The organism is Mycolicibacterium neworleansense (assembly GCF_001245615.1).
Lineage (GTDB): Bacteria > Actinomycetota > Actinomycetes > Mycobacteriales > Mycobacteriaceae > Mycobacterium > Mycobacterium neworleansense.
Map to the genome: position 1 here is coordinate 2,368,487 of NZ_CWKH01000001.1, position 22,283 is coordinate 2,390,769.

21 protein-coding genes are annotated in these 22,283 nt (G+C 66.8%); 10 read left to right on the forward strand and 11 right to left on the reverse strand.

All coding sequences use genetic code 11. The features are described 5' to 3' along the window. The 3 genes from BN2156_RS11205 to BN2156_RS11215 are packed head-to-tail and all read right to left on the reverse strand — an operon-like array spanning position 1 to position 3,459. Positions 1–1,002 carry a VOC family protein gene (locus BN2156_RS11205; protein ID WP_090513498.1) on the reverse strand — a complete coding sequence of 334 codons (1,002 nt, stop codon included), beginning with the start codon at positions 1,000–1,002 and terminating at the stop codon, positions 1–3. Beyond that, positions 995–1,870, reverse strand: coding sequence for an alpha/beta fold hydrolase (locus BN2156_RS11210; protein ID WP_090513501.1), 876 nt, complete (start codon positions 1,868–1,870; stop codon positions 995–997). Before BN2156_RS11210 ends, BN2156_RS11205 begins: the two co-directional genes overlap by 8 nt. Continuing rightward, a complete protein-coding gene (locus tag BN2156_RS11215; protein WP_210436601.1) occupies positions 1,867–3,459 on the reverse strand; it encodes a bifunctional 3-(3-hydroxy-phenyl)propionate/3-hydroxycinnamic acid hydroxylase in 1,593 nt (530 codons plus the stop codon). Before BN2156_RS11215 ends, BN2156_RS11210 begins: the two co-directional genes overlap by 4 nt. Before the next feature lie 79 nt (positions 3,460–3,538). Here BN2156_RS11215 and BN2156_RS11220 point away from each other — a divergent pair, with 79 nt between their 5' ends. From BN2156_RS11220 to BN2156_RS11235, 4 genes are read left to right on the forward strand one after another with little or no spacing between them, the layout of a single operon-like run. Further along, positions 3,539–4,174: a TetR/AcrR family transcriptional regulator gene (locus BN2156_RS11220; protein WP_090513507.1), complete on the forward strand. Its 636-nt coding sequence runs from the start codon at positions 3,539–3,541 to the stop codon at positions 4,172–4,174. After that, entirely contained in the window at positions 4,171–5,112 is a 942-nt protein-coding gene (locus tag BN2156_RS11225; protein WP_090513510.1) for an acetaldehyde dehydrogenase (acetylating), read from the forward strand. Before BN2156_RS11220 ends, BN2156_RS11225 begins: the two co-directional genes overlap by 4 nt. After that, entirely contained in the window at positions 5,109–6,116 is a 1,008-nt protein-coding gene (gene dmpG, locus BN2156_RS11230; RefSeq protein ID WP_090513512.1) for a 4-hydroxy-2-oxovalerate aldolase, read from the forward strand. Before BN2156_RS11225 ends, dmpG begins: the two co-directional genes overlap by 4 nt. A 41-nt stretch (positions 6,117–6,157) precedes the next feature. Further along, complete coding sequence (locus BN2156_RS11235; protein ID WP_090513515.1) at positions 6,158–7,057, forward strand: DMT family transporter; 900 nt, start codon at positions 6,158–6,160, stop codon at positions 7,055–7,057. On the opposite strand, the gene BN2156_RS11240 is transcribed toward BN2156_RS11235, so the two are convergent. Then, complete coding sequence (locus tag BN2156_RS11240) at positions 7,035–8,621, reverse strand: FAD-dependent oxidoreductase (RefSeq protein WP_090513517.1); 1,587 nt, start codon at positions 8,619–8,621, stop codon at positions 7,035–7,037. The two genes, BN2156_RS11235 and BN2156_RS11240, sit on opposite strands and share 23 nt — an antisense overlap. Positions 8,622–8,803: 182 nt before the next feature. Between BN2156_RS11240 and BN2156_RS11245 the strand changes: the two genes are divergently transcribed. Beyond that, complete coding sequence (locus BN2156_RS11245; protein ID WP_235625275.1) at positions 8,804–9,382, forward strand: TetR family transcriptional regulator; 579 nt, start codon at positions 8,804–8,806, stop codon at positions 9,380–9,382. Positions 9,383–9,391: 9 nt separating this feature from the next. Here BN2156_RS11245 and atzF read toward each other — a convergent pair whose 3' ends face one another. Genes atzF through BN2156_RS11270 form a run of 5 tightly spaced genes read right to left on the reverse strand, consistent with a single transcriptional unit; the run spans position 9,392 to position 16,029 of the window. Further along, positions 9,392–11,053 carry an allophanate hydrolase gene (atzF, locus tag BN2156_RS11250; RefSeq protein WP_090513520.1) on the reverse strand — a complete coding sequence of 554 codons (1,662 nt, stop codon included), beginning with the start codon at positions 11,051–11,053 and terminating at the stop codon, positions 9,392–9,394. Then, complete coding sequence (locus BN2156_RS11255; RefSeq protein ID WP_090513523.1) at positions 11,050–13,044, reverse strand: 5-oxoprolinase/urea amidolyase family protein; 1,995 nt, start codon at positions 13,042–13,044, stop codon at positions 11,050–11,052. Before BN2156_RS11255 ends, atzF begins: the two co-directional genes overlap by 4 nt. Further along, complete coding sequence (locus BN2156_RS11260) at positions 13,041–13,661, reverse strand: urea amidolyase associated protein UAAP2 (protein ID WP_090513525.1); 621 nt, start codon at positions 13,659–13,661, stop codon at positions 13,041–13,043. The genes BN2156_RS11255 and BN2156_RS11260 overlap by 4 nt, the downstream gene beginning before the upstream one ends. Further along, positions 13,658–14,485 (reverse strand): urea amidolyase associated protein UAAP1, encoded by an 828-nt coding sequence (locus tag BN2156_RS11265; protein ID WP_090513528.1) that lies wholly within the window; start codon positions 14,483–14,485, stop codon positions 13,658–13,660. Before BN2156_RS11265 ends, BN2156_RS11260 begins: the two co-directional genes overlap by 4 nt. A 2-nt stretch (positions 14,486–14,487) precedes the next feature. Then, positions 14,488–16,029, reverse strand: coding sequence for an amino acid permease (locus BN2156_RS11270; RefSeq protein ID WP_090513530.1), 1,542 nt, complete (start codon positions 16,027–16,029; stop codon positions 14,488–14,490). Between the two features lie 172 nt (positions 16,030–16,201). On the opposite strand from BN2156_RS11270, the gene BN2156_RS11275 reads away from it, so the two are divergent. Together BN2156_RS11275 and BN2156_RS11280 are read left to right on the forward strand one after the other, a co-directional pair. Continuing rightward, positions 16,202–17,218 (forward strand): putative nucleotidyltransferase substrate binding domain-containing protein, encoded by a 1,017-nt coding sequence (locus BN2156_RS11275; RefSeq protein WP_090513531.1) that lies wholly within the window; start codon positions 16,202–16,204, stop codon positions 17,216–17,218. Further along, on the forward strand, positions 17,212–18,021 hold the full coding sequence (locus BN2156_RS11280; protein WP_090513534.1) for a Fic/DOC family protein: 810 nt from the start codon (positions 17,212–17,214) through the stop codon (positions 18,019–18,021). The genes BN2156_RS11275 and BN2156_RS11280 overlap by 7 nt, the downstream gene beginning before the upstream one ends. 5 nt (positions 18,022–18,026) lie before the next feature. Here BN2156_RS11280 and BN2156_RS11285 read toward each other — a convergent pair whose 3' ends face one another. After that, positions 18,027–18,626 carry a TetR/AcrR family transcriptional regulator gene (locus tag BN2156_RS11285; protein ID WP_090513536.1) on the reverse strand — a complete coding sequence of 200 codons (600 nt, stop codon included), beginning with the start codon at positions 18,624–18,626 and terminating at the stop codon, positions 18,027–18,029. An 89-nt stretch (positions 18,627–18,715) separates the two neighbouring features. Here BN2156_RS11285 and BN2156_RS11290 point away from each other — a divergent pair, with 89 nt between their 5' ends. From BN2156_RS11290 to BN2156_RS11300, 3 genes are all read left to right on the forward strand, one after another. Beyond that, positions 18,716–19,237, forward strand: a complete 522-nt coding sequence (locus BN2156_RS11290; RefSeq protein ID WP_090513539.1) for a methyltransferase family protein — start codon at positions 18,716–18,718, stop codon at positions 19,235–19,237. Between the two features lie 146 nt (positions 19,238–19,383). Next, entirely contained in the window at positions 19,384–20,544 is a 1,161-nt protein-coding gene (locus tag BN2156_RS11295; protein WP_090513541.1) for an LLM class flavin-dependent oxidoreductase, read from the forward strand. Positions 20,545–20,559: 15 nt separating this feature from the next. After that, the gene (locus BN2156_RS11300) at positions 20,560–21,942 is read left to right on the forward strand and encodes an NtaA/DmoA family FMN-dependent monooxygenase (protein ID WP_090513544.1); all 1,383 of its coding nucleotides are present in this window, start codon (positions 20,560–20,562) and stop codon (positions 21,940–21,942) included. A 3-nt stretch (positions 21,943–21,945) separates the two neighbouring features. On the opposite strand, the gene BN2156_RS11305 is transcribed toward BN2156_RS11300, so the two are convergent. Then, positions 21,946–22,236 (reverse strand): hypothetical protein, encoded by a 291-nt coding sequence (locus tag BN2156_RS11305; protein WP_090513547.1) that lies wholly within the window; start codon positions 22,234–22,236, stop codon positions 21,946–21,948. Between the last annotated feature and the right edge of the window lie 47 nt (positions 22,237–22,283).

The following is a 22,283-nucleotide window of genomic DNA, read 5'->3' on the forward strand; positions in this document are numbered from 1 at the left end:
TCAGCTGTCGGCAATGCCGGCTCCTGACAGCGCTGCGACGCTGTCCTCGCGCCTCAGCACCGAGCGAACACCGGCCTTGAACTGGGCGAGCTTGTCGATCACCGTCTGCCCTTCCGGCGTGTGGCCCCAAATGCTGATGCCCTGGTGGGTGCTGGGCTCCCAGGTCGTCTCGTCGACGACCAGCGGGTTCCACCCCACCTCCCATTCAAACCCCGATGGGGTCATCGCGTAATACGACAATTCGCGGTCGTTGGTATGTTGCCCTACCCCCAACGCCATGCCGAACCCGAGCTGCTTGATGCGTTGGTATGACGCCGTCATGTCATCGAGATCGTTCACCTGAATGTTGAGGTGCTGGATTCGGGTGCGGATCGGGTTGACGGGCAGGCGGTTCACCGAGGCGATGGCCACCGAGTGGTGCCGCTGGTTGACCCGAAGGAACCGGATCTTGACCTTGACGCCGCTGATCGTCTCGTCGATGAAATCGGATAGCCGTGCGTCGAACACGGTGTTGTAGTAACCCCGCATCTGCTGCGGCTTCTTCGTGGTGATCGCGACGTGCCCGATGCCGAAGTCACCCGTCACAAACCCGCCACGCACGGTCAGCTGCAGCGGCGCGACGGCGGGCTCGGCACGCACGAAGATCTCCTGCGCCAACCCATTCGGCCCCGGGAACCGCACCAGCCGCTCGACCCCGCGCAGCGCGGCTTCCTCCTCGCTTCCCTCGGCGACCGGTACACCGTGCCTCACCACGCGGCCGACGATGTCGTCGAACGTGGCGTGGTCGTCGAGCTGCCAGCCGAGTGCCGTGACATCCTCGGCCGGTCCGCGTTGCAGCAAGAAGCGGCATTCGTGGTCGTCGAGCCGGAACCGAAGGACATCGGGCAGCGCCTCGTCAACGTGCATGCCTACGCCATCGCGGCCGAACCGACGCCAGTCACCGAACTTTTCGGTTTCGATGACGACATAGCCCAAGTGGACATTGCCGAACACGCTAGACATGAGCGAGCTTCGAGTTCTGCCCGAGGAACTCGGACACGATTTGATTGAACAGATCGGAGCGTTCCCACTGCATCCAGTGGCCGGTGTGCGAGGTCATCACCAGTTCGGCATTGGGCATGGCGTTGAGCAGCATCGGGCCACCGGCCGGCCGGTTCACCTTGTCGTCGCGGCCCCACAGGATCAAGGTGGGCGTCTGCAGGTTCTTGAGTCGGCTGTCGCGGGTAAGGTCCATGCGCCACAGCGTGCGCAACGCTTTCGGTCCCGACGGCCGGGTCAACGGTGGATCGGCCACCACCTCCGGATCGATGGACGCCTGGTATCGCAGGTCGATCAGATCCTCTGGCACCGAATTACCGTCGTATACCAGGTAATTGCGAATGAAGGCGGTCAGCTTCTCGCGACTGGGCCCGTCGCCGGTGTAGTAGGACAGCAGGTTGTTCAGACCCGCGGTCGGCAGACCCCTGGTGGTCCCGATCCCGCCCGGCCCCATCAGCACAAGCTTGTCCACCCGCTGGGGAGTGTCCAGCGCAAGCCGTAAGGCCGCGGCGCCACCGTACGAGTTACCGATCAGATGCGCGGTCTCCACACCCAACTCATCGAGCAGCCCGCGGAGCATGTCAGCCAGGAATCCGAAGGGATCGTCCTTGTCAACTCCCTTCGTCGAGCGGCCGTAGCCGGGCATATCCGGCACGATGACCCGGAAATGTGCGGCGAGCGCGTCGATGTTGCGTCCGTAGTTGGACACTCCGGAGGCTCCCGGCCCGCCGCCGTGGAGCATCACCACGACAGGCCCGACACCCGCTTCGGCGTAGAAGATCGAGCGGCCCGCGACGGTGACGGTGTGTTCGGCAAGTTCGGTGGTGGTCATGCGTGGGCTCCAGTTCTGGTCGGTGCCAGCTCGTAGCCGGCCGGGGGTGCGGGCAACCGCTGACCGGATTCGGCTGCGGCGTAGATAAATCCGTCGGGGCGCAGCACGACCGCGGCAGCCTTCTTTCGTTGCAGCCAGGCGATGAGGGTGCCGTCGATGTCGCGCACCGCAGCGGGCCTCGCCACGTCCCGGGCACCACAGAGTGCGATCACGGGCGCTCCCAGATCCGCCCAGGCCGGTACGCCGTCCGGTATCGGTCCGATGTGGAGCAACGCCCATCGTCCGGCCACGACGTCATCGAGGCGACGCGTCGCGTCCGTGTCGTCGGTGACCCACGGCTGTGGGATCTGCCAGCCGACCGCGCGATTCCCGTTCCGGGTAAACAGCCCTGCGCCGTATCGGGCGTCCGGGATCCAGTAGAGCTTCTGCCCGCCGCGCAGCACGCCGGGAAGCTTGGTCAAGGCCCGTAGGGTGTGGTTGCGAACCGCGGCGGTCATCCGATTGCGCTCGGTGATCACCCGGCCGACGATGCAGGCACGGCGCGTTACTTCGACGACGTGCGGTTTGCGTTCGGCCTGATAGGAATCCAGGAGCGCGTCTGGCGCTCGGCCGGCCAGTACCGCGGCAATCTTCCAGCACAAATTGGCCGCATCGCGCACGCCGGCCGACATGCCCTGACCGATCCATGGCGGCATCGCGTGCGCGGCGTCGCCGGCCAGGAAGATGCGGCCCACGCGCCAGCGGTCGGCGACCCGGACATGGTGGCTGTAGACCACGGCCCGGAGGATCTCGACGTCGTCGGGTGTGATGCCCTGATCCTCCAGCACCTTCCAGATCTCGGGCTCAGTGACCAGTTTCTGTTCATCCTCGCCGGCACGGGCCGGATACTCCCAGCGGTGATGCCCCAGCGGTGTCGGGCAATCGACGGTAGGCCGATCCGGGTTGCAGTGGAACCTGAGCCGGTCGTGGGCGTCCCATTCCCGAAGCACCCTGGTGTCGATGACGATCCACCGTTCCGAGTAGGTGTTACCGGCGTACCCGATGCCCAACTGTCCACGCGTCGGGGAAGATCCGCCGTCGGCGGCGATGACATAGGCGGCCCGCACCCTCTTGAACGTGTCCGTGTGGAGGTCGGCCAGCATCAACTCGACATGGTCAGGTTTGGCGAGCACACGTAGACATTCGTGCTCGAGTAGTACCTCGACGGTGTCGAAGCGCTCCACACCCTCGCGCAGGACATGGTCAACCGCGGGCTGGTAGAGGAACTGCTGGGGCGGGTGGCCCGAACCTCTTGCGGCGATCGTTGTTTCGATGAAGGGCACTCCGGCGGCGTCGACGAATGCCACGGGGCGGTCGGGCAGCATGTCCTGTTGCAGTCGGTCGGCCAGGCCGACCGACTGCCAGATGCGCATGACCTCCTCGTCGGTGCTGATAGCCCGGGCCCTGGCGTACACATCTGGATCGCGCTCTATGACAAGCACTTTCAGGCCGAGCTGGCCGAGCAGATTGGCGGCGGTGGCACCCGTGGGCCCGTAGCCGATCACCGCCACGTCGTAGAAGTCTGCGGTCACGGTGGCCTCTCTCGTCATCGAGGGTTGTCCTGTAGTGATCGCTACGGTAATGTAGTGATCACTACAGAGTCAAGACCGAACCGGACGGGAGTCCCAGATGCCCGCTGATGAGCAGCCCAAGCCGCGCCGTCGCCGCCTCGACGGTGAGCAGTCGCGGGAACGGATCCTCGACGCCGCCACCGAGATCGCCGCCGAGCGCGGTTACGAAGGCACCAGCATCGCGCTGGTGAGCAAGAAGTGCGGGTTGCCGGCCAGCTCGATCTACTGGCACTTCACCGACAAGGACGACCTGATCGCGGCGGTGATCGAGCGCAGCTTCGGAACCTGGCTGGCGGCCTGGCAGGTGCCGACCGAAGGGTCCACCGACGATCGTGCGGTGAGCGTGGGGACGCAGGTGGCCAAGGCGTTGCTGGACTCCCCCGACTTCATCCGATTGGGTCTGATGCTGGCCCTTGAGCGACGTCCGGTCGAACCCCGCGCCAGGGCGATGTTCCTCCAAGCGCGCGCCGAGGCGTTCCGCCAGTTGTCCGACACGATTCGGGACTGGACACCCGAACTCAGCGACGCCGACGTCCACCACCTGGCGACCTATGCGATCGCCGGCGCCGACGGCCTGTTCATCGCCAGGGAGATCGGTGGCGACTCGGTGGATCTGATCGCGCTCTTCGAGCTGCACGCTCAAAATCTCATCGAGGCGGCTCGTCGCCTGGTCAACAACCAGGACCGGCGATGAGCCGCTATCCAGTTGCCATCATCGGCTCGGGCAACATCGGCACGGATCTGATGATCAAGATCCTGCGCAGCGACGGGCCACTGGCTGTGGCCGCTGTGGCCGGCATCGACGCGCAGTCCGACGGTCTGGCGCGCGCCGCCCGCCTCGGGGTTTCGACCACGGCCGACGGTATCGATGGACTGATCGCGATGCCCGAATTCAGCGACGTCAAACTGGTTTTCGACGCCACCTCAGCCGGAGCGCACCGCGTGAACTGGGCCAGGCTGGCTGAACACGGGGTTCGGATGATCGATCTCACGCCGGCCGCCCTCGGCCCGTACTGCGTGCCGGTCGTGAATCTCGAAGACCATCTCGAGGCTCCCAACCTCAACATGGTGACCTGTGGCGGTCAGGCCACCGTGCCGATCGTCGCGGCCGTCGCGCAATCGGGCATGGTGTCGTATGCCGAGATCATCTCGTCCATCTCGTCGCGGTCAGCAGGCCCCGGCACCCGTGCCAATATCGATGAGTTCATCGAAACCACTTCCGCCGCGCTGCAAATCGTCGGTGGCGCGCAGCGAAGCAAGGCGGTGATGGTTCTCAACCCGGCGGACCCGCCGATCCTGATGCGCAACACCGTCTACTGCCTCGTCGACGGCGGCGCCGATCGGCACACGATCGAGACGGACATCGCGGCGGTGGCCGAGCGGGTCGGCAGCTATGTGCCGGGATACCGGCTCAAGCAGCGGGTGCAGTTCGAGACGTTCAGTGCGGCACGGCCTCTCCATATCCCGGAGACCGGTGAGTTCACCGGTACGCGGGTGACCGTGATGCTCGAAGTCACCGGCGCCGCGCATTACCTGCCCGCCTATGCAGGCAACCTCGACATCATGACCTCGGCCGCAAAAACAACGGCCGAGCACATCGCCGCCTCCGAAAGCGCCATCACGCAATCATGATTCACGACTTGTACGTCAGCGACGTCACGCTGCGTGACGGCATGCACGCGGTACTCCACCAGTACAGCCTCGACCAGGTGACCACCATCGCCGCTGCGCTCGACACCGCCGGGGTGGAATCGATCGAGGTCGCCCATGGCGATGGCCTCGGTGGATCGAGCTGTATCTACGGCTTCGGGGCGCACACCGACCTGGAGTGGATCGAAGCTGTCGCCGGGACCGTCCGCAACGCCCAGGTTGCGACGCTGCTGTTGCCTGGCATCGGCAGCGTGCACAACCTCAAGGACGCGCACCGCGCCGGCGCCACAGTCGTGCGCGTCGCCACCCATTGCACCGAAGCCGACATCTCGGCCCAGCACATCGCTGCCGCCCGGGATCTCGGCATGGACACAGTCGGCTTCCTGATGATGAGCCACATGGCCACTCCAGCGGAGCTGGCAGGGCAGGCCCAACTGATGGAGAGTTACGGAGCCACATGTGTTTACGTCGTCGACTCCGGTGGCGCCATGACCATGCGGGATGTCGCCGACCGAGTCGGCGCGCTCCGTGAAGTCCTGTCCCCCACCACCGAAATCGGCATTCACGCCCATCACAATCTGTCTCTGGGCGTGGCCAATTCGATCGTTGCCGTCGAGCACGGTGCCAGTCGGGTCGACGCGTCCCTGACCGGCATGGGCGCCGGCGCCGGCAACGCCCCGCTTGAGGTGTTCATCGCGGCTTCCGACAAACTGGGCTGGCGCCACAGCTGCGACCTGCATGCCCTCCAAGACGCTGCCGACGACATCGTGCGCCCCATGCAGGACCGGCCGGTCCGGGTGGACCGCGAAACTCTCACTCTCGGATACGCGGGGGTGTACTCGAGCTTCCTGCGCCACGCGGAAGCCGCGGCGGAGCGCTACGGCGTCGATGCACGCTCGCTGCTCGAGGAGGCCGGCCGCCGCGGCATGGTCGGCGGCCAGGAGGACATGCTCGTCGACATCGCGCTGGATCTGATCGCGCCCTGACACTGCCACGCCGACGTCCTGCAATCCGTAGTCTGGACCGGGTGAGTGTGCGGGGCTGGTTGCTGCTGGGCGCCATGAGCATCATCTGGGGCATCCCGTACCTGCTGATCAAGATCGCGGTCGAAGGCGTCTCGGTACCCGTGCTGGTCCTGGCCCGCACGGCCGTGGGTGCCGCTGTGCTCCTCCCACTGGTGATGTCGCGCGCCGCCTGGGCGCCGGTGCTGCGGCACTGGCGGCCCGTACTGGCCTTCGCATTCTTCGAGATCATCGCGGCGTGGTTCCTGCTCACGGACGCCGAACGCCACCTGAGCAGTTCCTTGACGGGCCTGCTGATCGCGACCGCACCGATCATCGCCGCGGTGCTCGACCGGCTCACCGGTGGAGAACGGTTGAGCGCCAAGCGGGTCACCGGACTCGGCATCGGTCTGGCCGGCGTGGCGGTGCTGGCCGGACCCGGGCTCGCCGGTGGGCACGGCTGGCCGATTGCCGAAGTGCTCTTGGTGGCAACGTGTTACGCGATCGCTCCGCTGATCGCAGCACGTTATCTGGGTGAGGTGCCGACGCTTCCGCTGACCGCGGCGTGTCTGACGGTCGCGGCGCTCATCTACGCCACTCCCGCCGCGCTGACCTGGCCCGACCACATGCCGTCGCGGCGCGTGCTGATCGCCCTGGCCGCGCTCGCCGTGATCTGCACGGCGCTGGCCTTCGTGGTGTTCTTCGCGCTCATCCGCGAAGTCGGGGGCGCGCGGGCGCTGGTCTTCACCTACGTCAACCCCGCCATTGCCCTGGCCGCCGGCGTCATCGTGCTCGGTGAACCGCTGACCGTCTACAACGTCGCCGGACTGGCACTGATCCTGCTCGGATCGATCCTGGCGACCCGCACCCCCCGCGATCCCGATCCGCAGAGCGAAGCCGAACTCAGCCGCGCAGGCCCGCGCTGAGCATCTCCTCGATCGACACGAACTTCACCCGCGGCCGGGCGGCCTGCACACCACGGTCCCGTTCGGCGGCATCGATCGCGCGCCACCCCGGCCAGCCGACGGGCTCGGCTCCCCTACTGGCCAACAACGCATCGAGCGACTCCCGGCCCTCGACGTCACGGTTCAGCAGGCCGGCGTCGAAATCCGCCCACAACTGCGCCACGGTCTGCTCGGCGCACAGGCGGTTGGTACCGATCACCCCGCGGGGCCCGCGTTTGATCCACCCGGTCACATAGGTACCGGGGACGACGCGACCAGACTCGTTGGGGACGGTGCCCGAGTCCTCGTCGTAGGGCAGCCCGGCGACCGGTAGGCCGCGGTATCCGATCGATCGCAGGATCAACGGCGTCTCGATCACCTCGGTGCCATGCGAATCACTGCGGACCGCCAGCCCTTCGGCGCGGTCGGTGCCCAGGATCGCGACCGGCGTGGTGCCGAAGCGGAACACCACCCGCTTGTTCCCGAGCGTCGGTGTGCGCTGGGCATACTCGCGGGCGATGGCGAGCTTGAACGAGGTCTCGATGTCATCGTGCTCGTCATCGGGAGGAAGATCCGCGGGGTCGACGATGACGTCGACACCGTCGAGATGACCAAGGGCCAGGAACTCCCCCGCCGAGAACGCCGCGTGGCCGATATCGCGCCGAGCCAGGATCACCACTTCCCGGATTGCGCTGCCGGCCAACGCATCAAGCGTGTGCTGGGCGATATCGGTGGCGGCCAGCGCCGCCCGGTCCATCAACAGCACCCGGGCGACATCAAGGGCCACGTTGCCGTTGCCGACGATGACCGCCCGCTCACCGGTCAGGTCGAACCGGTGGCCGGCGTGGTCAGGGTGACCGTTGTACCAACCGACGAACTCTGCCGCGGCGTGGTGACCCATCAGATCCTCGCCGTCGACTCCGAGTCGTCGGCTGGTGGCCGCCCCCACCGCATAGATGACCGCATGGTGATGGGCCAGCAGCTCATCGTGATTGACGGTGCGCCCGACCTCGACGTTGAAATGGCTGGCGAACCGCGGGTTGGTGAACGCCCGCTCGAAGATGTCGACCACCGACTTGGTGTGTTGGTGATCGGGTGCCACGCCCGCCCGGATCAGCCCGAACGGCGTAGGCAGCCGCTCGAACAAGTTGATCTCCACTCCGTCGACATCGATCAGCTCGGCGGCGGCGTAGCAGGCGGCCGGCCCCGATCCGACGATCGCAACCCGAAGCGATCCGGCGTCGACCCGCGACCGGGAGGCCGGCGCGGATGCGGTCACCGGCTCAAGTGGATGGCGCTCGAAGTAGGCGGCGTTGAGGTCCTTGAACCGCTGCAGTTCGCCCGGCAGATCCTCTTCGTAGTGGATTGCGCCGACCGGGCACTCCTCGAAGCACGCCCCACAGTCGATGCACGATTCCGGGTCGATGTAGAGCATCTCGGCCGAGGCCGAATCCAGCCCGCCCTCCGCCGGACGGATGCAGTCCACCGGACACACCGGAACGCAGCTGGCGTCCTTGCAGCAGTTCTGCGTGATCACGTAAGCCATCGAACTTCCCTTTCAGATCTGGGCAGATCCTACTGGACACCTGTCCGATTTAGCGAGCCGGAAATCTCGTACACGCCCTCGTCGAGGGTCGAACTGCACGAACATCCGTGCTGAAAATGTGTTGATACATGGTATTTCAGTTGGTGATTGCCAATCCGCGCTCGGGTCTATATCTTGGACACATGTCCAGGCCAGCGGTGGCTACGGTCACCCGCCTCCATGACGCACAGGGTCAGCGCATCCGCACACAGCGCCGTGTCTTCGGCGCGGCGACGCAACTTCTCGATGCGCACAGCGACGTCTCGGTACCGGCATTGGCGGCGCGCGCGAAGATGGCGCCCGCAGCGCTCTACGCACATTTCCCATCGATCGAGGTGGTGTTCGCCGAGCTGTACCTGGACCGGGTGATTCAGCTGCCGCTGGACATCGACCCCGCTGCCAGCACCACCAGCCGGGTCACCGAGCAGCTCACCGCGCTGACGCTGTTGATGGCCGATGAGCCCCGGCTGGCCCGCGCCTGCACCCATGCGCTGGTGAGCACCGACGACGAGATGGTCGAAGATGTCCGGTCACGGATCGCCGCCGAGGTCAACCGCCGGATCTCGACGGCTTTGGGTGGCGGAGCCTGGCCGGAGGTACTCGCCACCTTGGAATCGGTGTTCTGGGGCGCCCTCCTGCAGGCTCAAACGGGCGCGATGAGCTACCGGCAGATGGCCCGCCAGCTCGAGACCATGGTCTCGCTGATCGTCCCCGGTGGGTGAATCAGGCGCTCACGCCATCGCAGCCAACCAGCCCCGGTACCCGGTGATGTCACGGCCTTGCGTGGGAGCGATGTGGTCACAACCGAAACCGGTGATCCAGCGGCCGTCGTCGAGTTCCACCTTCCCGAGCAGCATCGGCGCCGGCAACTCAGCGAGGAACTCTCCGAGCGCGCCCGGCGACAACAGCCACCGCTCACCCACGATCGGCGCCCCGCCCTCGTCGACGCGGGTCAGGCCCGGCTTGGGCGGAACCGTGTCGAGAGCGTAGAGGCGGTAGTGCGGGGCCGTGGTGATCGGGCCGGCCCAACGGGCACCCCGACCGGTGAGCTGATGCTCCAACGGCTGGCCACGCAGATGCGCTCCGAACACCGCGAGTTCGGTCAGCGGCGCACCGCCGGATTCAGGCCAGGTCTCGGCCGACGGAACATCCAAGAATCGCGCCGCCAGTTCCGCGATGACGCCGTCGTGAAATGCCGTTGCGAGCAGGGTGATTCCGAACTGCGCACCGTCAGAAGTCATTCCCGCGGGAACCGCGATGGCGCACATGTCGAAGAGGTTGCAGAAGTTGGTGTAGCGGCCCATCCGCGAGTTCACCGCGACAGGGTCGGCCGCGACCTCGTCCATGCGCGGATGCTCGGGGGCGGTCGGGACCATGAGCGCGTGACAGCCCTCGAGCTGCGTCAGCGCTGCGCGCCGTAACTCCTCGACCCGCCTGCGATCACGCAGCAGATCGGCCGCCGAGTAGGTCCCGGCAGCGGTGACGATCGCGGCCACGGTCGGGTCCAGCTTCGCATCAGGGCCGGCGGTGCTGATGAACTCCCCTACCGCATCCCACCTTTCGGCCACGAGTGCGCCGTTGTAGAGCAGGCCGGCCGCCGCGAAGAAGTCGTCCATCGGGATCGGCACCGTATCGAATCCGGCATCGTTGGCCTGGCGCACGGCGGCCTCGAAGGCTGTCCGCCAGGCGTCGTCGAGACCCGCCAACGAATCCGGGATTCCGATTCTGGGAGTCACCGGTGCGGCGAAGCGAACATCGGCCGGCCACTGGCGTTGCGGCGCAGCGGCACTCATCACGGCCATCGCAGACTCCGCGGTGACCAGATCCGCGGCAAAAATCGTCACACAGTCATAACTGGCACAGGCCGGAACCACACCCTCGGTGGAGACCAGGCCAATGGTGGGCTTGATCCCGACGATTCCCTGCAGCCCGGCCGGCACACGACCCGACCCGGCGGTGTCGGTGCCGATCGCGATGTCGGCGAATCCGAGTGCCACGGCAACCGCCGATCCGGAACTCGACCCGCCGGAAATGTAGTCGGGCCGGCGGGAATCCCGCACGGCGCCATAGGGACTGCGGGTGCCGACCAAGCCGGTGGCGAACTGGTCGAGATTGGTCTTCCCGATGACGACAACACCGGCGGCCTTGAGAGCGGCGACCGCCGGTGCGTCGGCATCGGGAATATAACTGAAATCTGGGCATGCCGCAGTGGTCGGCACTCCTGCGACATCGACGTTGTCCTTGACCGCCAGCACCAATCCGGCCAACGGCCCGTCACCCGCCAGCGCCGCACGGTGATCGGCTTCGACCTCCGCCTGCGGACGAAGGTGGATGAATACCTCGTCGCGTCCGGCTTCGGCGATCTTGCGGTAGATCTCGGCAATGCGAGTCACGCGGACTCCTTTCGTGCGAATTCTCCTGCCGCCGCCCAACGCTCGCGTTCCTCGGCCCGTGCCGCCTCCATCGCCGTGCGGGTCGCGGCGATGTCATCGGCGTTGGCGGCCAGGAACTGCTCGTGCTCGGCCAGCGAGAAGGTACCGTCGGCGATCTCGACGACGCCGCGTCCGGCGGCCATATCGGCGCGCAGGTCCAGCAGCTCGTCAGCGGATACCGGGTACCACTGGATGCGATCGAAAAACCGTAACAGCCATGGGTGTTCGGGATCGAAGCCTTGCGCGACCAGGGGGTGACGGTGGTTCCAGATCTGTGTGGTCCGGCCGACGAACTGGTAGCCGCCCGGCCCCTCCATCCCGTAGACGCACAGGTATGCCCCACCGATTCCGACGGCGTTCTCCGGCGTCCAGGTCCGCGCCGGGTTGTACTTGGTGGTGACCAGACGATGACGTGGGTCCAGCGGTGTCGCGACCGGAGCCCCCAGATACACATCGCCGAGGCCCAGCACCAGATACTCGGCGTCATAGACGATTCGGTGCACATCATCGACCGAGGCCAGGCCGTTCATCCGCCGGATGAACTCGATGTTCCACGGGCACCAGGGTGCGTCGGCGCGCACGCCGTGCATGTAGCGTTCGATCGCCTCCCGGGTCGAGGGGTCATCCCAGCTCAGCGGCAACCGCACGGTGCGACTGGGCACCACGAGGTCCTGCGCGGCGGGCAACGAGGCTTCGAGTTCGGCCAGCAGCGGCACCAACCTCGACTGCGGGAGCCGGGCCGGGTCGACCTTGACCTGTAGCGAACGGATGCCGGGAGTGAGATCGATCAGTCCGTCCGGCCGATGCTGTTCCAGCGCGTGGTGCAGTGCGTGCGCACGCGCCCGCAGCGCCAGGTCCAGCCGCATCTCACCGTACTCGACCAGGACGTTGTCATCCCCGATCCGCCGATAAGTGACGGCCGTGCTGCCGTCCGATGAGGTTGTGCCGCCGATGATTCCGTAGTCCTCATCGCCGCCGGCGGAGAACACCGCAGAGATCGAGGCGCGCCGGGCCGGTCCGACGGTCGCGGGCGGGGGTGCCGCCGAGGCCTTGACCGGGACGAACCGGATGGTGGCGCCGGGGGCGAGTTGTCCGAGTTTCCAGCGGTCGGCCGCGGTGACGGTGACCGGGCAGACGAAGCCGCCGAGGCTGGGGCCGTCCGGACCCAGCAGGATCGGGGTGTCCCCGGTGAAGTCGAGCGAACCCACCGAATAGGCGTTGTCGTGAATGTTCGACGGGTGCAGTCCGGCTTCCCCGCCGTCGGGGCGGGCCCATTCGGGCTTCGGCCCGATCAACCGGACACCTGTGCGGTCGGAGTTGAAGTGCACCTCGTAATCGTGGTTGAGCAGTGTGTCTATGTCGTTGCGCGTGAAGAACTCCGGCGCCGAGTGCGGGCCGACGGTGACTGCGATGTGCCAGTGGCTGCCGATGGCCGGCTGCTCTTCGAACAGGATGCGCCGACGGACACCGCGCACGGCATCGCTGGTTTCCAGCTTGTCCCCCACCGTCAGCGCGCGGCCCTCGTGGCCGCCGAACCGGCCGAGGGTGAATGTCGATGCGCTACCCAGGTATTCGTCGGCTTGCAGCCCGCCCTCGATTGCGATGTAGATCCGCAGGCCCGGGCCGTCGACCAACCCCACGTCGAGGACCTGACCGGCCTCGACACGAACCGGTACCCACTGCGCCACGCGTGTTCCGTCGACGCTCACCGGGGCGGGCGCGCCGGTGACACATACCCAGGTGTCAGTGTCAAACCGCAAAGCCGGTCCGCCCATTGTGGCCTCCAGCGCGGGCGCGCCCTCCGGGTTGCCCACCGCGACGTTGGCCAACCGGAAAGACACGTCGTCCATCGGCCCCGAGGGCGGCACCCCGATCTGCCAGTACCCGGTCCGCCCAGGCCAATCCTGGACGGTGGTGGCCATACCCGGTCGGATCACCTCCATGGTGCTCATGGGCGCGTCACGACCATTCGCACCGCGGTCGGATCAAACCCGTTGCACGGGTTGTTGATCTGCGGGCAGTTCGACACCAGCACCAGGGTGTCGATCTCGGCACGCAGCGACACGGTCTTGCCCGGGGCGGACAAGCCGTCGACGATCCCCAGCGCACCGTCCGGATCCACCGGCACGTTCATGAAGAAGTTGATGTTGCTGACGATGTCGGCCTTGGTCAGCCCCCACCGGGCACCCTCGCCGATGAAGTTCTCGACGCATGCGTGCTGATGCTTGGTGTGGTGCCCGTAGCGCAGCGTGTTGGATTCCTGTGAGCAGGCGCCGCCGAGCGTGTCGTGATTGCCGACCTCGTCGTCGACGATGGTGAGCATCGGCTCACCGTCACTGTCGCGCAGCACCGTTCCGGTGGTCAGGAAGATGTTTCCCTGCGCCGCTATGGTGGCCGGGGCGCTGTAACGCACGCCGTGATCGGATGCCCCGTAGAACAGAGTGTCCACGGCCTGATTCCCGTGCAGGTCCACGATGGTGAGCACGTCACCGGCTCGCACGACCTTCGACCACGGGGCGCGGGGTGCGACGATTTCGTCGACGATGGTGTGGGCGGCGGTGATGGTCATCGGGCACTCCAGACGTCTTCGGAATTCAGGTAGGCACGTTGGTATTCGGGGTCACGGTCACCGATCGTCCTACCGATCTCGGCCAGGTCACCGGGTGCCGACCAGGCCAGCACTTCGAGCGAGCCGACGGTGAACCGGGTAGCCGGGTCCAGCGGGTGTGCGGTGTTGGCGACGGCCACGATCAGCGGCAGGTGGGTGATCAGTTCGACGGTCGTGCCGGCACCGGCAGACCCGGTCGACACCAGCGCGCCGTCGGCGTCCACGCGCACTCCGTGGAAGAACGACAGGCTGGGTGCCACATCGCGCCGGGTCAGGCCGTTCTTGAGGGCGGCCAGGGCGAGCAGCTCGCGCCCGGCGGGACTGGGTGACTCCACGTCGCCCGCACCGTATTTGGCCGTGTTACCGGACCGCGTGGTGGTGCCGCACAGGGCGTCGTGGTGGCCGGAGGTGTCCGACACCAGGGTGGCCAGCACCCGGCCCTGGTCACTCAGCAGCGGGTGGCCCGCCGAAAGATAGGCCTGCCAGGGCACTTTCACGGTGTCGGCGACGTTGAGCCGCTCCCAGGGCGCGTCCGCCCGCCACAACAGCAGATGTGCGCACGCGGTGCCGTCCAGATCGCGCAGCCGCAACCGGGTGCCGCGCGCCAGCACCTTGTTGGTGTAGCGGCCACCGGGAACCGTTTCGGCCCAGGTCAACTGCTCGGGAGCCACGCCCTGCGGCGGGGTCGGCCAGCGAGAGGCCGGCACGACGGGCATCGAGTCGGTGATGGCGCCGGCCTGGGCGCGGGCATGGTCGCGAGCGCCGGCGGTCGTCGCAGTGGTCATTCTCAAGCTCCGATCGTGACGGGGTTCGGGTGGGTCTTTCCGCGGGGGAAGCACAGGGCGCCAAGGACCACCGCGGCGGCGATGCTCAAGGGTCCGGCCCACTGCAGGATCGGCAGTTCCCCGGTGGGGTTGAAGATCTCGGCCCGCGGCCAGCCCAGATTGACGATCATCACGGCGCCGTAGAGCACCGCCAGGACGTTCACCGCGATGCCGAACTTGCCGAGTGAGAACAGCGGCAGGCCTTCGGCGTCGACCTGGTTACGCTGGGCGGGCCAGCCTTTGAGCCGTCGATACAGCAGCGGTGCGGTGACCAACAGATAAGCCAGGTAGATAAGGATGATGCAGACGCTGGCCAGGGTGGCGAAGATGGCCGAGTTGCCGACATTGACCAGAAGCACCCCGATACACAGCAGGCCGATGAGCACCGACGGCCAGATCGGTGTGCCGGTGTGGCTGTTGACCCGGGACAGGATCGAGGAGGCCGGCAGGCGCCCGTCGCGGGCCATCGAGAACATCAACCGTGAGGCCGCGGTCTGAATTGCCAAGGTGCAGATCGTGATCGCGATGGAGACATCGATCAGTAGCACTGTGCCCCACGGTGAGGACAACACGGTGTCGAGAACATAGGGCAGACCCTCGGTGGCCAGGCGTCCGTCGGTCAGGCTCGGTGCCGCCATCAGGGCCCCCAGAATCATCAGCCCACCGCCGAGCGCTGAAACCGAAAGGGCCAACCGGATGGTGCGGGGCGCGACGCGACGCGGGTTGCGGGTCTCCTCGGCGAGTTCGCCGGCCGAGCCGAAACCGACCATGACGTAGGCGGCCATCAGGCCCGACATGATCCAGGCCCAGATGTAGCCGGGCTGGCCGCCGGCGTGGCCGGTGTCGAACACAACCTGCGGTCCGCGCTGGGCATGGGTGAAGAACACGCCGATGACAGCGATGACGCCGACGATCTCACAGATCACCCCGGCACTGTTGACGCGTGACATCCATTTGACACCAAGGCAATTGATCGTGGTGGTGAGCACCAGCAATACCGTGCCGAGCAGCACGGCGTTGGCGGCGCCACTCGGTGAGGTCAGAGCCGGGTCCTCCCCGATCACCTGGAATCCGGACCAGATCGACGGCAGCACCACCTGCAACGCGATCGCCGCGGCCGAGGCGGTGACGATCTGCGCCAGGATCATGAACCAGCCGCCGAACCAGCCGACCACCTCGCCGCCCATCCGCCGGGACCACTGATAGATGGCCCCTGAGATCGGATAGCGCGCCGCCAGCTCCGCGAAACACAGAGCGACGAGGAACTGGCCGAGGAACACCGCAGGCCAGGTCCAGAAGAAGGCGGGACCGCCGAAGCCGAACCCGAGGCCGAACAACTGGAAGATCGTGGTCAGAATGGACACGAACGAAAAGCCCGCGGCGAACGACTCGAACTTGCCGAGCCGACGGTGCAACTGCTGGTCATAACCAAACTCGGCCAGGTCGTCATGGTCGCCGAAACGGCCGGCCACATCTCGCGGGCTCTCGGTCGCGCTGCTGGTCATAGGCGTTTTCTCTCAGGTTCGGGGGCGGTGCCGCCGGCTCCTTAACTGTCACTTGATAGATAAGCGTGCCGGCGTGTCCGAGCTGTCACCCGCGTGTTTCGTTCATGTAGCCAGCGGTAAGCATTGCGTTGCCGAAACCTCACCGGACCCTTTGCCTGTCACAATCGCCGACATGGTTGTGGCTCCGTTGGACGATGCCCACCGGCGCCTGGCGTCGGCGGCCGGCGAGAGCGAGCTGGTGACGGCCGCTGCCGCAGCCCACGATGCGGTGAAGACGGTGATCGACACCCGCGTCGGGGCCGCCTCGGTTGCGGAGGCATGGTCGGCAGTGGCCCGCGCCGCGCTGTCGACCGCGGCACGGCTGGTGTCCCCCGGCATCGCCTGGTACGCCTCGGGCAGCGTCGGCCGCGGTGACGCACTCCCCGGATCGGACCTGGAAACGCTGGTGGTCCGCGGCACCGACGTCACCGCGGAGTCTGCCCTGGCCCAGGCTGCGCACGTCCATGACCTGTTGGCGTGTTGCGGGTTCCGCGCCGACGACAACGGCGCGGTCGCCTCGCGGATCCGGTTCAACCGCACCGCCCAGGACTGGGCGGTCGGCATCGGACGCTGGGCCGCCGACCCAGCCGCTGATCGGGGGGTGGTGATGATCGGCCTGCTGGCCGACGCCGTTGCTCTCGGCGACGGACCCGACCTGCGCGACCAGGCCGGTATCGCCGCGAGAGCGCAACCGCCCGCGCTCGCCGCGATGCTGCAGGACGCCACCTTCGCTCGCGCCTACGTCCCGTCCCGGCTGCGCGCGCTGGCCGGCGGTGACAGCGGTGTCGACATCAAACACGCCGCCGTCGACCCGGTGGTCCGGATCGCACGCTGGGCCGCACTCAGTTGCGGCTCAGACGCGCTGCCCACCGCCGAAAGGATCGCCGCGGCGGCCGGCACCCGCTACCTCGATGCCGACGACGCCCGGGTGCTGGCGAAATGCCACGCGATCGGGTCCAGCATCCGGTGGCGGGTGCGGGGTGCGCACTGGAATTCCGCCGTTGACGTCGACGGCTTCGACGAGCGTGTCGAACTGTCGGAACTCTCACCGCAGGACCGCGCCGCCCTGCGCAGCATCGGCCGCGAACTGACCGGGGTACGACGCAAACTCGACTACCTGGCGTCGACCTCGACGTTCTCCACGTGGTAGCCGAGCCCGACGAGGTCGCGCGTCACGCCCTCGCCCAGACCATCGCCGCCGAACGCCTGGAAGGCTGGAAGCCCACCCAGGAGCAGGTCGACGCCCTGACCGCGTTGCTCACCGGCACCGAGAGCTTCGGGGAGTACCTCGGACGGCACCTCCCCGCCCCCGCCCCACCACCGCGTCGGCGCGTGTTCGCCCGGCGCCGGCCGTACTTCATTCCAGGAACGTCGGTGTTGCGCAACAACTTCGGCGTGCAGGATGCCACAGTGCTCGCGCAATTGGAATTCGTGGCGACCGCCGGCCGAATCTTGCAGGTACACCTGCGCACCCGGGACGCGGATCTGAACATTCGATCCCTGCATCAGCACGTGTTCGGCGACGTGTACGCGTGGGCAGGCGAGCCACGGATCGTCGAACTCCGCAAGGGTGACAGCGCTTTCGGTCCATGTGCACGCATTCCGCACGCCCTGGAGGGACTGCATGCCGAGATCGGCAGGCTCGCCGAGGAAGGTGCCGACATCGATGACGGCACGCTGTCCTATCGACTGGCCCGGATCTATGCCGACTACAACCAGATCCATCCGTTCCGCGAAGGAAATGGACGCACCGGCACCCTGCTGCTGCATCTGCTCGCCCGCCGGGCCGCACGCCGGCTACACCTCGATGACATGTCCCGTTCGGAGTGGATCAGTGCGTCTCAGGACTCGATGCCCTTCCGACGCGACGGCCGCGCCGATCCACGGCCGTTCGTAGCCGTGCTACGGGGACGATTGCGGCCCGAGCCCTCTGTACAGCCCGAGAGCGCCTGAGCCGCCTACGGATTCGGATCCGTCAGATACCGCTGCACCGTGGGCCCCATCCAGGCGACCAGGTCATCGATACCGGCCGAGGCCAGCGGTTCGATCTTGAGCTGGTAGCGGGCGAAGGCCAGGCCGACCAGGTGCACAGTCACCAACTCCACGCGCAGCTCAGCGTTGTCGACAGAGAACTCCGCCGACACCCGCTGGGCCACCGGCCCGGCCAGCGAGTCGTGTAAGAGCTTGCGCGCCAACGGCTGAATTCCCGCCGACCGGAACACCGTCAGCAACGGGTCGAAGGACCCGCCCTCGTCCCACCGCTGAACGAAATCGCGGACCAGGCGCGCGCCGATGTCGTCGACCCCCTCGTCGAGCAGATTCGCCAACTGATGCAGGGGGTGCTGAGGTGTGTCGAGCACCGACGCGTTGAACAGCCCCTCTTTGTTGCCGAAGAAGTAGTAGACCATCGCGACGTCTACGCCGGCATCGGCGGCAATCCCACGCACTGTCGCGCGTTCATAACCGTGAAGTGTGAAGTGTTCACGCGCCGCATCGATGATGCGCTGCTTGTTCTGTTGGCCCGTGCGCCACCGGCCACTGCGCCCGGACTCTGACATGCGTCGAAGTTTAGTTCAACAACTGTTGACCTATGCGGAAGTCGCAGCGTAGCGTTTTCTTCAACATGAGTTGAAGAAAGGAGTTCGACATGACGAAACGGCGACTCTGGTGGCGGCACACGATCTCGGTGCTGATCGCCCCGGCCACCATGACGGTCTTCATCCCGGGCCTGATCATCTGGCTGACCGGAGTGAAAGCCCCGGACCTCAGCGCCCTGTCCGGACTGCTCCTCGCTGTCACGGGAGCGCTTCTGATCGCGCTCGGCCTGTGGTTTCTGATCTGGACCGTGGTGCTGTTCGACCGCGTCGGCGAAGGCACATTGGCCATCGGCTCTCCGGTCAACCTCGTGCTGCGCGGGCCGTATCGCCACGTCCGGAATCCGATGATGACCGCGGTGTTCTGCATTCAGCTCGGTACCGCCGTCGCCACGGCCTCACCCTGGTTGTTCGCTTGGTTCGCGCTGTTCTGCACGATCGTCGCGATTGCGATCCCGGCTGTGGAGGAGCCGCACCTGACGAGGCGGTTCGGCGCGCAGTACGAGGACTACCGCCGACATGTGCCGCGCTGGATTCCTCGGATGAGGCCGTGGGTTCCGAGCCACGCCAACTGACCCGGCGGGCACTTTCGCATCACCCTGCGTCGATCTCTTCAGGCAGGTCAGACTGGGTTGGACACTCGCAGCGGCTCACACCCGGGATTACCCGGGTGTGAGCTCGCGTTGTCGCCAGAGACCGCGACCGAAAGTGAGAACCGTCGATGGGTACCCCACTGCACCTCGCCGTCGCACTCGATGGCACCGGCTGGCACCCGGCCTCCTGGCGTGAGCCGCTGGCCCGCCCCGCCGAAACACTCACCCCGCGGTATTGGACCGATCTGGTCAGCCAGGCCGAACGCGGCCTGCTGGATTTCGTCACGATCGAAGACGGACTCACCCTGCAGTCCGATCACCCGTTCCGGCCCGATGACCGCGCCGATCAGGTCCGCGGCCGCCTCGACGCCGTGCTCATCGCGTCCCGCGTCGCACCCCGTACCCGTCACATCGGCCTGGTGCCGACCGTCGTCACCACCCACACCGAGCCGTTCCACGCGTCCAAGGCCATCGCCACCCTCGACTACGTGAGCAGCGGGCGGGTCGGGGTACGGGTCCAGGTGTCTTCCCGCCGGGACGCCGCGGCCCACTTCGGCCGGCGCGAACTCCCCGAGGAACGCGCCGCGCTCACCACCGAATTGTTCGCCGAGGCCACGGATTACGTGGAAGTGCTGCGCCGGTTGTGGGACAGCTGGGAGGACGATGCCGAGATTCGCGATGTGGCCACCGGACGGTTCATCGATCGAAACAAACTGCACTACATCGATTTCGAGGGCGCGACGTTCTCTGTGAAAGGACCGTCGATCACCCCGCGGCCACCGCAGGGGCAACCCCTCGTCGCCGCGCTCGGCCACGTCGACCCTGCCTACCAACTGATCGCCGGCAGCACCGACGTCGGCTTCGTCACCCCGCACACCGCCGACGAGGTCACCGCCCTGGTCGACACCATCGCCGCGCTGCGCCCCACCAACGTCCCGCCAGTACGCGTGTTCGCCGACCTGGTGGTGTTCCTCGAAGACACGCCCGACGCGGCACGCGCACGGCGCGAGCGCCTCGATGATCTCGCGGGAACCGAATACCTTAGTGACGCCGAGATTTTCGCCGGAACCCCAGCGCAACTGGCCGATCTGCTCCAGGCCTGGCACAGCGCCGGTGCCGCTGGTTTCCGGCTGCGCCCGGCGTCCCTGCCGCACGACCTACAGCAGATCACCGACGTACTGGTGCCCGACCTGCAACGCCGCGGCCTGTTTCGCGAGACCTACGAAGCATCCACCCTGCGCGGACTGCTCGGCCTCACACGCCCCGCCAACCGCTACTCGACCGTCTGACATCGAGGAAACGTCATGAGCAAGCCCGTCAAGCAGATTCATCTGGCCGCACACTTCCCCGGGGTCAACAACACCACGGTGTGGAGCGATCCCGAGTCCGGCAGCCACATCGAGTTCGATTCGTTCGTCCACTTCGCCCAGACCGCCGAGCGCGGCAAGTTCGACTTCCTGTTCCTGGCCGAAGGGCTGCGGCTACGCGAACAAGGCGGCCAGATCTACGACCTCGACGTGGTGGGACGCCCGGACACTTTCACGGTGCTGGCCGCACTCGCCGCGGTGACCGACCGGCTCGGACTGACCGGCACCATCAACTCCACGTTCAACGAACCCTACGAGGTGGCACGGCAATTCGCCTCGCTGGACCACCTCTCCGAAGGCCGGGCCGCCTGGAACGTCGTCACCTCGTGGGATGCCTTCACCGGCGAGAACTTCCGGCGCGGCGGCTTCCTGCCGGAGAACCAGCGCTATGAGCGGGCCGAGAGCTTCCTGGCTGCCGCCCACACGCTGTTCGACTCCTGGCGCGGTGACGAGATCGTCGCAGACAAGGACCGCGGCGTGTTCCTGTCCGATCCAGCTGCCGGTGAATTCACCTACCGCAACGATCATTTCGATATCAGCGGCCGGTTCAACGTGCCCCGCAGCCCACAGGGACGCCCGGTGATCTTCCAGGCCGGGGATTCCGATCGCGGCCGCGAATTCGCCGCGGCAGGCGCCGATGCCATCTTCTCCCGATACGGGACGCTGGAAGACGGTCAGAAGTTCTATGCCGACGTCAAGGGCCGCCTGGCCAAATACGGCCGCCGCCATGACCAGTTGCTGATCCTGCCCGCAGCCACCTTCGTCCTCGGGGACACCGACGACGAAGCCGCCGAGCTGGCTCACGAGGTGCGACTGGCCCAAGTCTCCCCCGCCACCGCGATCAAATTCCTCGAACAGCTGTGGAACCGCGACCTTTCCGATCACGATCCGGACGGACCGCTGCCCGCCGTCGACCCCGTGGTGGGTGAGAACACCATCGCCAAGGGACGGGCCAGCGTGCGCATCCACCGCGACCCGGTCGCCGTCGCCAACGAATGGCGCGCCAAGGCCGAGGCGGAAAACCTGACCACCCGCGAGCTCATCATCGAGGTCACCGGGCGGCAGAACTTCGTCGGCTCGGCGGCCACGATCGCCGAATCCATCAACCATCTCGTGCAATCGGATGCCAGCGACGGATTCATCCTGGTTCCCCACGTCACGCCGGGCGGGCTGGACCCCTTCGTCGACCGCGTCGTCCCGCTGCTGCAGGAACGCGGTGTGTTCCGCACCGACTACGAAGGCACGACGCTGCGCGACCATCTGGGCCTGGCTCTGCCCGAACTCCCGGAGCACGGGCAACGCGCGGCGGCAACGGGATAGCGGCTACTCGTCCGCCTCGGCGGGGTCGGCGCGGTCCTTGTACTCCCAGTTCGCCCCCGCGGTCAGCGTGCCGGGTTCCAGTTCGGTGCGCCCGGCGTCGCGCACGTGCACCGTCTGCGCCAGGATCTCGTCGGGCTTACCGCCGATCACGATCACCGGGTGGTGGTACTCGATGCCGTAGAGCTTGAGCGCGGCATGTACGGCGTGCGCCGCGGCCTTGCCGCGTGACATCTTGGCGTTCGAGTTGACCCTGATGACCAGCCGGCGTTCCGGTTCGGCGTCTTCGGCGTCCATGGCATCACACTAAAGCTTGACCCAGAACTTGTCGTACCCCTCTGCCA

Coding starts and splice junctions, on each gene's coding strand:
- BN2156_RS11205 (WP_090513498.1), bottom strand. CDS start 1,002: ATGTCTAGCGTGTTCGGCAATGTCCACTTGGGCTATGTCGTCATCGAA.
- BN2156_RS11210 (WP_090513501.1), bottom strand. CDS start 1,870: ATGACCACCACCGAACTTGCCGAACACACCGTCACCGTCGCGGGCCGC.
- BN2156_RS11215 (WP_210436601.1), bottom strand. CDS start 3,459: ATGACGAGAGAGGCCACCGTGACCGCAGACTTCTACGACGTGGCGGTG.
- BN2156_RS11220 (WP_090513507.1), top strand. CDS start 3,539: ATGCCCGCTGATGAGCAGCCCAAGCCGCGCCGTCGCCGCCTCGACGGT.
- BN2156_RS11225 (WP_090513510.1), top strand. CDS start 4,171: ATGAGCCGCTATCCAGTTGCCATCATCGGCTCGGGCAACATCGGCACG.
- dmpG (WP_090513512.1), top strand. CDS start 5,109: ATGATTCACGACTTGTACGTCAGCGACGTCACGCTGCGTGACGGCATG.
- BN2156_RS11240 (WP_090513517.1), bottom strand. CDS start 8,621: ATGGCTTACGTGATCACGCAGAACTGCTGCAAGGACGCCAGCTGCGTT.
- BN2156_RS11245 (WP_235625275.1), top strand. CDS start 8,804: ATGTCCAGGCCAGCGGTGGCTACGGTCACCCGCCTCCATGACGCACAG.
- BN2156_RS11255 (WP_090513523.1), bottom strand. CDS start 13,044: ATGAGCACCATGGAGGTGATCCGACCGGGTATGGCCACCACCGTCCAG.
- BN2156_RS11260 (WP_090513525.1), bottom strand. CDS start 13,661: ATGACCATCACCGCCGCCCACACCATCGTCGACGAAATCGTCGCACCC.
- BN2156_RS11265 (WP_090513528.1), bottom strand. CDS start 14,485: ATGACCACTGCGACGACCGCCGGCGCTCGCGACCATGCCCGCGCCCAG.
- BN2156_RS11270 (WP_090513530.1), bottom strand. CDS start 16,029: ATGACCAGCAGCGCGACCGAGAGCCCGCGAGATGTGGCCGGCCGTTTC.
- BN2156_RS11275 (WP_090513531.1), top strand. CDS start 16,202: ATGGTTGTGGCTCCGTTGGACGATGCCCACCGGCGCCTGGCGTCGGCG.
- BN2156_RS11285 (WP_090513536.1), bottom strand. CDS start 18,626: ATGTCAGAGTCCGGGCGCAGTGGCCGGTGGCGCACGGGCCAACAGAAC.
- BN2156_RS11290 (WP_090513539.1), top strand. CDS start 18,716: ATGACGAAACGGCGACTCTGGTGGCGGCACACGATCTCGGTGCTGATC.
- BN2156_RS11295 (WP_090513541.1), top strand. CDS start 19,384: ATGGGTACCCCACTGCACCTCGCCGTCGCACTCGATGGCACCGGCTGG.
- BN2156_RS11300 (WP_090513544.1), top strand. CDS start 20,560: ATGAGCAAGCCCGTCAAGCAGATTCATCTGGCCGCACACTTCCCCGGG.
- BN2156_RS11305 (WP_090513547.1), bottom strand. CDS start 22,236: ATGGACGCCGAAGACGCCGAACCGGAACGCCGGCTGGTCATCAGGGTC.